Consider the following 12,966-nt stretch of genomic DNA (forward strand, 5'->3'; position numbering starts at 1 on the left):
CCAGGCAATGCCCACTCTTTTGTCGTCAAATCTTCTACAAGCAATATTTTATTCTCTTTCTTGATAAACGCTCTAACATCAATTTTAGGAGTAGGGTATCCTTCACTAGAATCTATAATATTTTCCAACTTTTCAATTGGTTCATTTCCCAAATGGCTTATTAAATTCAATGACAGCTTTTGTAATTCTTCATAACGTTCTTTATCAAATGGATCTTTCCCATAAAATATTCCTGCCTCAGCTATTGAAAGCAATCTCCTATATTGTTCTAAGTAATTTAAAGTCAAATAAATCTAGTCCTTTCTTTAATCTTCCTCATTCATGAAATGATAAGCAAAATGATAAAACAGCTCCCATAATTCATACCAAATACGAGGATTTCTTCCCGTTATCTCTTCTATCTTTTGAATTCTATAATTCAATGTATTTCTGTGAATATGAAGTTCCAATGAAGTATCGTTGATGCTCTTATTATTTCGTGCAAAACAAACTAATGTTTCTGCATATTCTGGCGCTGCTTCTTTTATTTTTTTCAAAAGATCCTGATTTGGCGGAATAGAAAATGAAAATAAATTAGCTAAATAATAAGTATCCGTTCGTTCGATTCCTTTTTTCTTCCATTTAAAAAAGGAAAGCATCAAATGTGTTTGTTTGATATTTTGAAGAATAAGTCCAATATTTTTTTCATGTGTACTGATAATAATCAGCTCATCATTCCTTGTAGTTATTGGTTCCAGCGTTTCTAAAAAAATTATATATCCTTCATGCCATGCAAATACTTCTTTCTTATAGGCAACTGACCGTAAAACGTCTTTTCCTTCAGCAAAAACTCCATAATACAGCTTTCCTAGTTCTAATTTATAGTTTTCCCTTGCTTCTTTTTTTAATGATTCTGTATATACGCCATCCGAATCTATTAACTGCTTCAAAAAAGCTTTCTTCGCAACTCTATCTTCCTCTTTTTGCTTATAAATATTTAGTTCTTCAATAAGCAAAAGGGAAACAGTCTTGACAATTTTTGTAAACGGGCGAACTTCGTCAGGTTCACCTGTGATGCCCACCACTCCAATTATTTTATCTTCATAAATGATTGGCTCATTGGTTCCTTTTTTCTCTAGATGCGTATCATGGTAAACTTCAATGATCTTTTTTTCTTTGATTGCTCGTTCAGCTGCTCTATGCGAAGTTCCTATCCGATTACTGTCGCCACTTGCAATAATGATCCCTAAATCATTCATAATATTAATGTTATAAGGGATATCTCCCATCAGCTTGCTGACGATTAAACTAGCTTGTTTTTTAGTTAACAACTGCCCCTCTGCCACCTTTTCTATGCAAAAACCAGTTTAGAAATGACAACTTCTAAACTGGTTCTTGACCGACATATACGTTAAAGTATCTTACTTTAGACTTAAAATATCAAGTTTTCTGTTTATTTTATTCCTAAATCAGGACTATATACCATTGGCCAAATATAATATTCGAGCAATGTTTTCACAAGTTCGTTCTAGATTTGATTCTCCGTTTTTCAAAGCTTCCTCAATTGGTTCTGCTTTTGCCATAATACCAAAAATTGCCGTCATTCCTTCATCATAAAGCACTTCTACATCTTTTCCGACATACCCAGCACAAGCAAAGACTGGTTTTTGGTAGTGTTTTGCAACTTTTGCAACTCCATATGGTGCTTTGCCAAATTTAGTTTGGAAATCCATTCCTCCTTCACCTGTAAAAACAAAATCTGCACCAGCAATATGTGCTTCTAATTCATTGATTTCGATAACAATATCAATGCCAGGTTTTAATATTGCATTGGTAAAAGCAAGTAAACCAGCACCTAAACCACCTGCTGCTCCAGATCCAGGTAAGTGTTCAATTGTTTTTTGAACATCTCTTTGAATAATCTGTGCGTAGTGTTTCAAATTAGCATCTAACTGTTCTACCATTTCAGGAGTAGCTCCCTTTTGAGGACCAAAAACATTAGAAGCCCCATGTTCACCTGTCAAAGGATTCGTAACATCACTAGCAATTTCTATTTCAATATCTTTTATGCGGGGGTCTAGTTCAGAAGTATCAATTGAAGCTAAAAGATTTAAAGATCCTCCTCCTTGAGGAATGGGTTGTCCATTTTGATCTAGAAATTTCACACCTAACGCTTCAGCCATTCCAGCTCCGCCGTCGTTTGTTACACTGCCGCCAATTCCAATAATAATTTTTTCTACACCTTCATCAAGAGCTGCTTTGATTAATTCACCCGTACCATATGTAGACGTGATGAGTGGATTTCGTCGCTCTTTTGCTAACAGTTCGATCCCATTTGCTTTCGCCATTTCAATAACAGCCGTTTTGCAGTCACCTAAAATGCCATAATATGCTGTTACTTTTTCTTGGAAAATCGGTCCAGATACTTCAACTTCGATCCTTCTTCCTTGTGTTGCATCTACTAACGAATCCACTGTTCCTTCGCCACCATCAGCCATAGGAACAAGTTTGATCTCCGCATCTGTAAAAACTTTCTTGATTCCTCTAGCCATTGCTTCACAGGCTTCTTTTGCGCTCATGCTTTCTTTAAAAGAATCAGGTGCCACCACAAATGTTTTCTTCATTTTTTATTTTCCTCTTTTCTTTTGATTAATTAAGGATAAATCCATACAACACTGTTGCGACTACAGCCATTACCCCACCTATACACATTTCATATGGAATAACTTTCATTCTTTCTTTAATTGTCATATGCATACTATTTGCCGTAATATGGAAATAATTTCCTTGAGGAACACTATCAATAACGGTTGCTCCTGTATGAACCATTACAGATGCTGCTAAAGAAGAAGTTCCGGTATTTAAAATTGCCTCTCCGAATGAGCCAGTAGCAAGAATGACGGCCGTAGAAGTTGATCCTACTGCTAATCCCATCAAAATACCTGAGATTGGTGCTAAGAATGTACCTGAAATTCCTATCATTTCAATTACTTTTACTACTTGAACAGACAGATCAGATGCAGATATCAGTCCTGCAATCGCTCCAGCACCTATCAGAATTAGAACCGTATCTGTTACGCGTTTAATTCCTGAAGAAGCATATTCACTGATTTTATTCGCATGTCCCATTGCAATCGTTCCTACAATTGAAGCAAAAGGTAATATATACAATGCGTCTATTTTTAAATTTGCAATAGCATCTATTTTTAGGACTGTTCCGATTGGATTGATCAACAATAAGAAAATTGATAATCCTGGAGCGACTAATGCTTTTCTCAAAGGCATTAATTCTTTTGTTTCTTGCTTCAGAATATCTCTATCTCTTACCATTTCACCTTTATTTTTGATTGCATTTGCAATAATAACAGCAGTTACAAGTCCAAATACAGCGGGGATAAAACCAGCTAACATGACACTGCTTAAGTTTAAATCGAAACCATTTGCTGCAGCAATCGTATTTGGGTTTGGAGAAATAATATTTCCAGCTTTTCCCCCGCCCGATAAAGCCGTTAATAAGGCAATCTTACTGATACCTGTTTGTTTCCCTACAGACAATGCAATAGGGGCAACAATCAATACAGCTACTGGAATGAATACACCCACTGCAGTAATGATCATAGTTGAAAGAGCCAAAGATAAAATAGCTTTTTGATCCCCTAGTTTAGTAACGATCGCATTTGCAATCGACTCCGCTGCACCGGATTCCATCATTACTCCTGCCAACATACCTGCTGCAAGAACTCGAATAGCTGTTCCAATAATGCTTTGTGTCCCATTAATTAAAATATCTATCGTTGTAACCAATGAAGCTCCACCAATCAATGAACCAATAATTGCTCCAAAGAATAAAGAATATACAGGATTAAATTTTTTCAAAATAAGTATAATTGCAACGAGTAACCCAATAATCGCTGCAAACCAAGGAATCGTACTATCTACCATATCTAAAACATCTCCTAACATTTGTCTGTGTGCGCTTACATTATATTTTTCATTTCATCAAAAATCTATTGTCATACTAACAAAAGTAATTGTGCAAATGCACAAAACCAACCTCGTCAAGCCTTTGATTTACGATGTGTGAAAAACTCAGAATTTATCACCTCTTTATTACTAAATACGTCACCCTTTTCTAAAAAACTAGATTTTCATTTTCAGTCCAATAAAAAACGAAATTTTTCACTTAATTAAATCATCCATTGTTAAAATATAACCCATAAAGTATAGTCAACCGTCTTTACTTTCGGTATGATAGAGAAAAGCAAGGTTTCAAGGAGGAGTAAACATGGCATTAGGCGAGCGCCTAAAAGAAAGTAGGGTCAATAAAGGGTTTTCCCAAGGAGATGTGGCGGAATATTTAAATATTTCAAGACAATCGATTTCAAAATGGGAAAATAATAATAGTTATCCTGACTTAGACAATTTAGTAAAGTTAAGTACATATTATGAAGTTTCAATTGATGAATTGCTGAAAGAAAATCAAAACCTTAAGAAAAAAATTGAAATAAATGAACTTGAAATTGAAGAATCTAACAAAAAGATAGATTCTATTTGGAGGAATACTGAAAAAGATGAAGGACTCATACTTCTAATCCTTGCTTTTATGGGTTGCTTAATTGCTCCATTCGGTTTATTTGTAGCGCCAATTGTAATGAAACGAAATAAAAAAACAAATACACTGCATAAATTTGTTTACTTTGCGTGTGCTTGTAGTTTATTAGTTAATGCATTTGTTATTTATAGTATTACTGGGGACTATTTAGGCTGGGGAACTACAACTGTTGAGTATCTTGGCGAATAAACTCTATGTAAAAACTAGTAACATAAGCACTCTAAATAAAAAAGAGATCGAGACAAATTAAACTGTCTCGATCTTTTTTTAGCCATATCACAGTATCTATAAATACTTGCCAACAATTTGTTACTTTAACAAACATCCTTTTACACCGATGCAAATTACCATCTTTACCTTTTCACTTTAATAGTAAAAGTTAAAACCAACAACAATATATACTTTTCACAAACCAGGTCACAGAAAAACGGAACCGCAAGTGATTTGCTGAACAATATCAAGTATAATATAAATTTGAACGAATGTAAAAACAATCACTAGTTAAAAGGAGATACTCCAATGAAAAGAAGTTTACTTGCTACGGTAAAGATTTTCTATATAAGTGTCGTTTTAATATTTTTGATTTATTTACTAGCTATTTTTACAAGTCTTAGTTTTAACAAAACAATTCATTATTCTTCTGTTGGTTTGACTGTCCTTGCAATAATACTTTCTGGAGCTTTCGTTAGCGGTGATAGACAACGCTGTAATTATTATTCAAATCCGGTAAACACAACAAAATCTATTTTTTATAGTTGGAAAATATTAATTTTCGCCCTACCCTTTTATTTAGTTTTGCTCGTTGACTATCTTTCTTAATTGCTTCTGGTAGTAACCTCATAGCTTTGTTCATGATTCAGTTATCCATGCTGCGTTAATTTATAACGCTGCAATTTATTCATTCTCATTTTCAAGCTTTTCATTACTAGTAAAGGATTTTTTTGTCCCGTCACTATAAGTATAGTTAACTTCTATTTTTATTTCATCGCCCGTTCTAAAATGACTACTATCAATAATAAAACCTGTGTTCTCTTCGATCTTATCAGTATCCCTAAAGAAATCAACATTTTGCGCAAACGAATAGATTAGTTTACTTTCTTTATCATAAATACCAAAATTAATACTCTTTATGTTTTCATCCTGAAATTTCAAATAATAGTTGTCTTCAATATATATTTGGCCTTTAGTACTGATGATATTAAAATTTTTCACGGAAACTTCTCCATTAGATATGGGAATGGAAAATACTTCTAATTGTTCTTTTTTTTGAGTACAAGACGCTAGAAATAAAAGTACAGTTAACATAAAAACACCTTTTTTATGTCTGTTATTCAAAAATATACCTCCCTTTTTTATAAGAAGCAATTGTCTGCTCCTAATTTTTATTCTGAGCTGTAATGTACTAAAAATGAAGACCATTACATTTAATCATTAGTTGTTCCTGGCTATAACTATTATCAACTATTTTTACTAACTTTTATAGAACCTAGTCGTTTACACAATAGCAACTATTTGTTGCACGAGTAGTTTTATTGATTTTATCCCCTAATGTAAACCAATGCGTGCTAAACGCAACCACTGGCTTATAGCCAAAGGTGCTTACTTTCAGGTACGATAAAGAAAAATAAGATACGAGGAGGAAAAGTTGTGGCATTAGGAGAACGTTTAAAAGAAAGCAGAATCAATAAAGGTTTTTCCCAAGGAAATGTGGCGGAATATTTAAGCATTTCCAGACAGTCAATTTCAAAATGGGAAAATGGCAATAGCTATCCTGATTTGGATAATCTAGTAAAACTGAGTGTTTACTATGAAGTATCCATAGACGAATTGCTGAAAGAAAACCAAGTGCTTAAAAAAAAAATCGAAACAAATGAACTTAAGATCCAAGAAAATTATCGAAAATTAGATTTTATTCGTGGAACAAGTGAAAACGATGAAGGTTTAATGTTATTGGTTCTTTCTATTCTCAGTTTCTTAATCGCACCTTTAGGTTTAATTGTCTCCCCTCTTCTCATCATTAGAAATAAAAAAACAAACACACTATATAAGGTAGTCTACATAGCGTGTATTTGTTGTATAGCATTTAATTTGTTCATTGGATACGGTATTTTAAGCGATATTTTCGGCTGGGGGACGGTTACTGTTGAGTACCTTGGCGAGTAATGACTAATACGTTATCGAAATACTGCTTCCTGCCAACTTAGCTCTTAAGTTTATAGAGGTCTCTGCAAGTAATATTGTTCGCTTTAAATAATAAGTGGCTTGTGTAGAACTATCTACTTTCAATAATAAACTTTTAAAGCTTCCAGTGAAGGCTGTTGCTGAAGCAGAGTGTGCTCGTGTAATTTTATTATTACTTACATCAATTTTGTAACTAGCTTTCCATTGTAATGCTTTTTCTTTTGTAATTTTATATGTACCACTCTTAACAGCACTTGCCATAATAAAAAATTGAGGCTCTTCTTCAATGGTAATGGTATAGGTCTCTCCTAGATCATTCTCAACTTCAAACTGCTGTAGTCCACCTTGATTTAAATCATAGAAAACACTACTCTCTGGTGATGGAAAAGATTCTTCAGCTTGTACCTTTGTTGCAGTAAAAAAACTAAAAAAAGCAAGACTACTTAAAAGAAAGATTAATTTTTTCAAATGAATTCCTCCAACTATTTTTTTAGTAACATATAAAATATAGCAGATAAAGTTGTATTAATAACTATTTATTTCATTTAAAAGAATATTTAGTAACTATTACCGTCACAAATTAGTTATAAAAAATAATATGAATTGAAGGGATATAGAAATGAGAGAGAACCTTACATTAAAAAAAATTATCATGTTATTTATCATCTCATTTGCAGTGCTTTTTATAGAGATCTATTTCTTTACAAACAGCAATGGTCTATCAGGTGCAATAATCAGAACAATCGCTATGCAGTCTTTAGTTTTTGTTCCTATATTTATTTTAAAGATAGTAAAAAAATATAATAATTATTAAGGTGTAATCAATGAGTAGTTATACATAAAAAGATTCTACTCCCTACAACACTTGAATTTTCAGAGTAATCTGAATTAACGACATTTGTAATTTTATTGCACATCAAACCTAATAAAAGTTGTTGAATTTATATTGAATAGACATTGCAGCTCATTTAAAAGTCTTTTCTTCTAATAAAAGCGACACATGATTTTGTTTATCATACCTCGAAATCATGCATTAGATCCCTATACAAAAAAGAACCCTATTAGAACAGTATTCTTGATACCTGATTTTATCCAATTTCATGTATCGTGCTTATCTTAATTTTAAAATAAGCACGATAAAAGAAAGTCAGACATAGAATGATGAGTTTGATATAATCTAAACAATACAATTCAACTATTAAAAGAAAGGTTGTTTTTTTATCAAAAAGAAAATAGTATTTTTTACTGTTAGCATTTTATTATTGATATTATTAATCTTACCGAAAGTTATAAAGCCTGATAAAACATTACAGGTTGGAAGCCAAATGAGTGAATCAAGCTATGAATTTTCTGAAGAAATAAAAGATAAAGAAAAAATAGCAGAATTTGAAAATTGGTTTGATAAAATTAATTTTACAGAGGAAATAGACAAGCCAGATGGGTATGCAGATATCATATTGCAAATACGTCATTACAAAGAAGGCACATCTACACATCCTATTAGTATATGGTTGGATGGAAATGAATCGACCGTAATAAATGGGATAGGCTCAGAAGATAGAGTAGGTAAAATATCTAGTTCTCAATTAGATGATTTGCGAGATATCATAGATTTAAAATGATTAGATTGTCTATTTTCAGCTGCCATTGGTCTCGTTATCGTTGGTTGGAGTTGGTCTAAAATGGGCGGTATTGCCGATTATTGGGTTGTTCAAGGAAAAAAAGAAGCAATTCTTTCTTAAAATATATAAATATTCTTCTCTTTCTTTCCAAACTTATCTTATGTTTGATAAGAGTCTACTCTTGTCAGACAGTTACCAAGTATTTATTTTATTAAATTTATGCTGTTGTTTATAACTATCTGTTAAGTAATTTAGAAATAAGATAAAAAAGAAGTATCAAAATAATAAAATTAATTTGAAAGGAGTTTGTTTTCGTGAAAAATTATTTCTTTGGAGTTTGTGCGTTAATTTTGTTTTTTATAGCGGGATGCTCCAATACTTCTCAAGAAGAAGCAGAACAAACAATTATCGATCAAAATAGTACTATTATGGGAACGGCTAAAATTATCTCTACAGAAAAAAAAGATGGCGAGTATTATATTGATTGGTTAAATGAAAAAGATGGTTCTAAAGGTATAAGTAAAGTTTTTGCAGACGGTGAAATTACAGTTATCGAAGCAGAAGTTCAGTAACTAAAAATTAGAAACGATAATGAATCTTACATAGATAAAACAATTTTAAGAATGTATGTTTAAAATATTGTGATAATAATGTTGTTTAGATAAAGAAAAGAGGCGGTATTCTTGTTCGCAATGCAACCATTTTACGCTATCGTAGTTGGAATCGTTTATATTGGAAGTATTTATTTATTAGTCAGAAAAGAAAAGAAATATATTTCTTTTAGCATTACTATTTTTTCATCTCTTTTACAACTCTCATTTCTCTTTCTTTGGTTTGAAAAATTGGTTTTTTTAATGACTACCCAAAATGTAGGGTTTCAGGCATATGAGAAATTTTCCACATTTGTTACTACTTCCTATTTTGTGTTGTTTATACCTCAATTAGTTATTTTTGCATGGTATGGAATAAAAAAAATAGGAGCACAAGATCAATTTCCCTTATTGAAAGTAATCTTCATAATTTTTTATGTAGGTGCATTAGCTGGAATTTTAATACTGGGACAGCCTATTTTTGAAATTTTATATTATGGATTTGCTCCTTGAGATAGGTATAAGTAAAAAAAAGCACTTAAAAATTAAATATAATTCAACAAAATTTTGATAGACTTTTAAGCAATTTCAGATATTTATTTGAGATATAATTTAAATAGGCAATTAGGAAAAGAGAAATGGAGGGGTTATAATTGCTTAAGAAAAACACAAAGTTTTTTTCAACATTAAGTATCATTTTTGTATCAACTTATATTGTTCTATTCTCATCAAATAGCTTAACCATAATAGGGGCGTATAATATATGGTTTGCATTTTCAATATGTGTTTTTCTATCCGCTGGGGGGTTTATTTTATCTATTTTATCAATTATTGCAAAGAGAAAACATATTGCTCTTTACTTTGTAGTATTATTCTCGTTTCTATTAATTCTTTTTACAATTTTCTTATATCTTCTACCTGAAGCCGGGATACCGCCTGCTATACCACTGTTTTCCGATTAAGTATTGAATATATTTGTAGAACAAAAAAGACTAACAACTTGTACCTGAGTTGATGATTACTCTTTTTTTACTTTTAGTTTTTGGCTTATTTAAATGTATCTCAATCCTACATTTCACCATATTGATTCAAGCTCTCTTTAGTAGAATTGGTTAACATCAGTGAGGTTATTACATCGTTTTTTTGCACTATACTATCCACTAATTAAGTCGCTTTTGATACTTACTTAAACAACTTACAATTTTGCTAGTTATACTTCAGTAAGTTACAGATAAAGATATTCCTATAAAAAAATAATTTACGCATGTAACCACTTTTATGTGTTTACTAAAAGTTATAATTTGTTATACTTTTGTTTATGCAAAATATATATGGACACAGCAATTATCAGTTCATATTTTTTTGTTTTCAAGTTTGGTTTTTAGGAGGGTCTTTGTGAATTATTTTTTTGAATGGATTGAACGAAGAAGTAAAGAAAAGGGAAAAGAATCACGAGCTGCTTTCGGTACAGTAGCTGGGCAGATAGGCTTATTATCTAATTTCCTATTATTTGGAATGAAATTGTTAATTGGCTTATTTTCAGGAAGTGTTTCTATTATAGCGGATGCGATGAACAACTTGTCGGATTCAGCTTCTTCGGTTTTAACATTGATTGGTTTTCGGATAGCTGCTAAGCCAGCAGATAAAGAACATCCCTATGGTCATCAGCGTTCAGAATACATCACAGGCATGATCATTTCTTTAATCATTCTGTTTGTCGGTGGTCAATTTTTAAGAACATCGATTGAACGTATTTTGCAGCCAGAAAGTTTACAAACCTCTCCCTTGATGTTTATTATTTTAGTGTCATCAATAGGTATCAAAGTTGTTCAAGGTTACTTTTACCAGGAAACCGCGCGACATATCGGATCAAAAACATTGTTAGCTAGCGCAAAAGACAGCTTTAATGATGTTTACACAACAGTTGCTGTATTAGTCTCGGCTGCAGTTGAACACCTAACAGGCTGGCAGATTGATGGTTATACAGGACTGCTAATTGCTTTTTATATTATCTTTAGTGGTATTCAAATGCTCAGCGAATTTATTAATGATTTACTTGGAAAACGTCCAAGCGAGGAAGAACTCACAAAAATGATTGCTTATCTAGATAATCACCAATCCATCATTGGCTACCACGACTTGTTGATCCATAGTTATGGTCCTGAGAAAACATTTGCAACTATCCATATTGAGATTGATGACAGTTGGAGTCTTACTCAAGCCCATGTAGTGATCAATGCCATTGAAAAAGAATTCAAAGCAGAACTGGGAATTAACTTAGTCTGCCATTTGGATCCCATTGATATCCATAGTGAAGAACAAACAAATGTATACAGACTCGTCAAACAATTATTGAAATCCTACAACTTAAATCTGCAATTCCATGATTTTCGTATTGAAAAAAAAGGGACTCGCCCGATTATTCAATTCGACGTGGTCGTCCCAGAAGACATTAAACTAACAAATGAACAGCTTCTAGACAAAATCGAAAAAGATATTAACAAACATATAGGGTTATATGAGATTGACCTTATTTTCGATAGGAACTATTTATTGAAAAAGTAAATGATACAAATAAAGGAGAGAAATGAAAAATATGGTTAATTTCATTTTAAAAATTACATTATTAGCAATCCTATTTTGCACAAACACATTTTCAACTATTATAAATTTAATTTCAAAAGAGTTTGGAACAGATGAGAAATAACGAGTTTCTAAATAAAACAACCTGACGATTAATAATATCATCAGGTTGTTTTATTTTTAGCAATGTATATGCTTTTTATATCTTGAAACATTGGATTAGCTATGCCATTTTTCGACCTATTAATTCCTGTCTAACAGTTGAGAAATGATTTCAGAACTGCCTGGCATAAATAGCACTAACGAAATGAAAATAAAGACAATACCAAGAATAAACAACATCACTACAATCTTAACCGAACGTGAAACATCATTCTTAGCCGCACCTGCTCCAATAAGAGCTATACCTGCAAAGAGTATGAGAAAATACCAAAAGCCCATTTTGATTCCTGCTTTCTTTAAATTATTTGCCATCATAGATTATGCTTATTTATTATTACGTTTAAACGTGAAATAAATTTGGATTAAAAAGACTACTCCTGAATAAAAGGATAAGACGAGCAGCATATTATCTGTTGCTAGGTTAAATTGATCGTATAAAACTCCCGAAAAAAAGTTAGCTGAAACCATAAGCAATAGTAGGCCTAGCGAAAGGATCAAATCGATTACCCTTAGCATTAAAGAAGACTCTTTTCTAAAACCGATTACTTTTACTAGATTTAAGGTTATTAAAATACTTGCTATGACGAATACGCCTGAAAACATCCACCAGTATGAATCAAAAAAATGTGTCATCATTACATTATCCTCCTCTTTATCTCTTATATGTTTACAATTCCTATTGAACCAATATACTGAGTTCATTGCAACAGAAAACCTTAATATATAAGCAATCTTAAACAATATTTAAGATAATACAACGGTCGTTCTATAATAGTCGGCCAAGGCGAGAATCTTTTGTATCGATTGAAAATTTTATAGATTTTTTAAAACAAGATTGACAAATTGTCTTCACTTCATCTATACTAATGACAATCTCATAACAACTTACAATGAAAGAGCATAGTAACACTTGGTCCCTGTTCAATAGAAAGCCTGTGGTTGATGAAAATAGGCACAAACCAATTTGTGAAGTACACTCTGGAGTAACTTGATTAACCTCAAGCGTATTACTACGTTAACAGTAAATGAGTGGCAGCGTGTTTTGCGTTAAAAACAGACTGCAATTTGGGTGGTAACACGGAAAATTTCGTCCCGATAAAAAGATAACTTCTTTTTATCGGGCTTTTTTTATGCAAAAAATACAGTTTATAAGGAGCGAGAAAAATGAATATTATTGATGAATTAGAATGGCGCGATGCCATTAATCAACAAACAGATGAAACAGGTTTAAAAAAAT

The 12,966-nt window shown here is 32.1% G+C and carries 15 protein-coding genes, 1 pseudogene and 1 other annotated feature; of the genes and pseudogenes, 8 read left to right on the plus strand and 8 right to left on the minus strand.

Annotated elements, in window-relative coordinates:
- The 4 genes from ABS911_RS12030 to ABS911_RS12045 all read right to left on the minus strand — a co-directional run.
- A partial coding sequence (locus ABS911_RS12030; protein WP_350467780.1) for an NUDIX hydrolase occupies window positions 1-287 on the minus strand: 287 nt, incomplete at its 3' end.
- A gap of 18 nt (window positions 288-305) precedes the next feature.
- Window positions 306-1,310, minus strand: coding sequence for a CdaR family transcriptional regulator (locus ABS911_RS12035; RefSeq protein WP_023176592.1), 1,005 nt, complete (start codon window positions 1,308-1,310; stop codon window positions 306-308).
- A 144-nt stretch (window positions 1,311-1,454) separates the two neighbouring features.
- Complete coding sequence (locus ABS911_RS12040; protein ID WP_187948859.1) at window positions 1,455-2,603, minus strand: glycerate kinase family protein; 1,149 nt, start codon at window positions 2,601-2,603, stop codon at window positions 1,455-1,457.
- 25 nt (window positions 2,604-2,628) lie between these two features.
- A complete protein-coding gene (locus ABS911_RS12045; RefSeq protein WP_034538047.1) occupies window positions 2,629-3,921 on the minus strand; it encodes a GntP family permease in 1,293 nt (430 codons plus the stop codon).
- Between the two features lie 343 nt (window positions 3,922-4,264).
- Here ABS911_RS12045 and ABS911_RS12050 point away from each other — a divergent pair, with 343 nt between their 5' ends.
- Window positions 4,265-4,780 (plus strand): helix-turn-helix domain-containing protein, encoded by a 516-nt coding sequence (locus ABS911_RS12050; RefSeq protein WP_023176587.1) that lies wholly within the window; start codon window positions 4,265-4,267, stop codon window positions 4,778-4,780.
- 330 nt (window positions 4,781-5,110) lie between these two features.
- Window positions 5,111-5,410, plus strand: coding sequence for a DUF5316 family protein (locus ABS911_RS12055; RefSeq protein WP_023176585.1), 300 nt, complete (start codon window positions 5,111-5,113; stop codon window positions 5,408-5,410).
- 75 nt (window positions 5,411-5,485) lie between these two features.
- Here the strand turns inward: ABS911_RS12055 and ABS911_RS12060 are convergent, their stop codons facing one another.
- On the minus strand, window positions 5,486-5,926 hold the full coding sequence (locus ABS911_RS12060) for a hypothetical protein (protein ID WP_156098864.1): 441 nt from the start codon (window positions 5,924-5,926) through the stop codon (window positions 5,486-5,488).
- A gap of 312 nt (window positions 5,927-6,238) precedes the next feature.
- Between ABS911_RS12060 and ABS911_RS12065 the strand changes: the two genes are divergently transcribed.
- The gene (locus ABS911_RS12065; RefSeq protein ID WP_023176582.1) at window positions 6,239-6,754 is read left to right on the plus strand and encodes a helix-turn-helix domain-containing protein; all 516 of its coding nucleotides are present in this window, start codon (window positions 6,239-6,241) and stop codon (window positions 6,752-6,754) included.
- Between the two features lie 3 nt (window positions 6,755-6,757).
- Here ABS911_RS12065 and ABS911_RS12070 read toward each other — a convergent pair whose 3' ends face one another.
- A complete protein-coding gene (locus tag ABS911_RS12070) occupies window positions 6,758-7,240 on the minus strand; it encodes a DUF5626 family protein (protein WP_034538045.1) in 483 nt (160 codons plus the stop codon).
- An 857-nt stretch (window positions 7,241-8,097) separates the two neighbouring features.
- Here ABS911_RS12070 and ABS911_RS12075 point away from each other — a divergent pair.
- The 4 genes from ABS911_RS12075 (at window position 8,098) to ABS911_RS12090 (ending at window position 11,549) form a co-directional block, all read left to right on the plus strand.
- Window positions 8,098-8,394: a hypothetical protein gene (locus ABS911_RS12075; protein ID WP_023176576.1), complete on the plus strand. Its 297-nt coding sequence runs from the start codon at window positions 8,098-8,100 to the stop codon at window positions 8,392-8,394.
- A gap of 314 nt (window positions 8,395-8,708) precedes the next feature.
- On the plus strand, window positions 8,709-8,966 hold the full coding sequence (locus ABS911_RS12080; protein ID WP_350452409.1) for a hypothetical protein: 258 nt from the start codon (window positions 8,709-8,711) through the stop codon (window positions 8,964-8,966).
- 111 nt (window positions 8,967-9,077) lie between these two features.
- Window positions 9,078-9,497, plus strand: coding sequence for a hypothetical protein (locus tag ABS911_RS12085; protein ID WP_023176573.1), 420 nt, complete (start codon window positions 9,078-9,080; stop codon window positions 9,495-9,497).
- Between the two features lie 882 nt (window positions 9,498-10,379).
- A complete protein-coding gene (locus tag ABS911_RS12090; RefSeq protein ID WP_034538044.1) occupies window positions 10,380-11,549 on the plus strand; it encodes a cation diffusion facilitator family transporter in 1,170 nt (389 codons plus the stop codon).
- A 261-nt stretch (window positions 11,550-11,810) separates the two neighbouring features.
- Here the strand turns inward: ABS911_RS12090 and ABS911_RS12095 are convergent, their stop codons facing one another.
- Together ABS911_RS12095 and ABS911_RS12100 are read right to left on the minus strand one after the other, a co-directional pair.
- Entirely contained in the window at window positions 11,811-12,044 is a 234-nt protein-coding gene (locus ABS911_RS12095; protein WP_023176566.1) for a hypothetical protein, read from the minus strand.
- A 9-nt stretch (window positions 12,045-12,053) separates the two neighbouring features.
- Window positions 12,054-12,365, minus strand: coding sequence for a hypothetical protein (locus tag ABS911_RS12100; RefSeq protein WP_023176564.1), 312 nt, complete (start codon window positions 12,363-12,365; stop codon window positions 12,054-12,056).
- Window positions 12,366-12,610: 245 nt separating this feature from the next.
- Window positions 12,611-12,827, plus strand: a binding site (T-box leader).
- Between the two features lie 66 nt (window positions 12,828-12,893).
- On the opposite strand from ABS911_RS12100, the pseudogene ABS911_RS12105 reads away from it, so the two are divergent.
- A pseudogene (locus ABS911_RS12105) lies at window positions 12,894-12,966 on the plus strand (tyrosine--tRNA ligase); the annotation flags it as partial.

Source organism: Carnobacterium sp., assembly GCF_040274425.1.

Excerpts from the sequence above, each read along its gene's own strand:
- ABS911_RS12050 (WP_023176587.1), top strand. The coding sequence starts at position 4,265 with ATGGCATTAGGCGAGCGCCTAAAAGAAAGTAGGGTCAATAAAGGGTTT.
- ABS911_RS12040 (WP_187948859.1), bottom strand. The coding sequence starts at position 2,603 with ATGAAGAAAACATTTGTGGTGGCACCTGATTCTTTTAAAGAAAGCATG.
- ABS911_RS12075 (WP_023176576.1), top strand. The coding sequence starts at position 8,098 with ATGAGTGAATCAAGCTATGAATTTTCTGAAGAAATAAAAGATAAAGAA.
- ABS911_RS12055 (WP_023176585.1), top strand. The coding sequence starts at position 5,111 with ATGAAAAGAAGTTTACTTGCTACGGTAAAGATTTTCTATATAAGTGTC.
- ABS911_RS12045 (WP_034538047.1), bottom strand. The coding sequence starts at position 3,921 with ATGGTAGATAGTACGATTCCTTGGTTTGCAGCGATTATTGGGTTACTC.
- ABS911_RS12095 (WP_023176566.1), bottom strand. The coding sequence starts at position 12,044 with ATGATGGCAAATAATTTAAAGAAAGCAGGAATCAAAATGGGCTTTTGG.
- ABS911_RS12100 (WP_023176564.1), bottom strand. The coding sequence starts at position 12,365 with ATGATGACACATTTTTTTGATTCATACTGGTGGATGTTTTCAGGCGTA.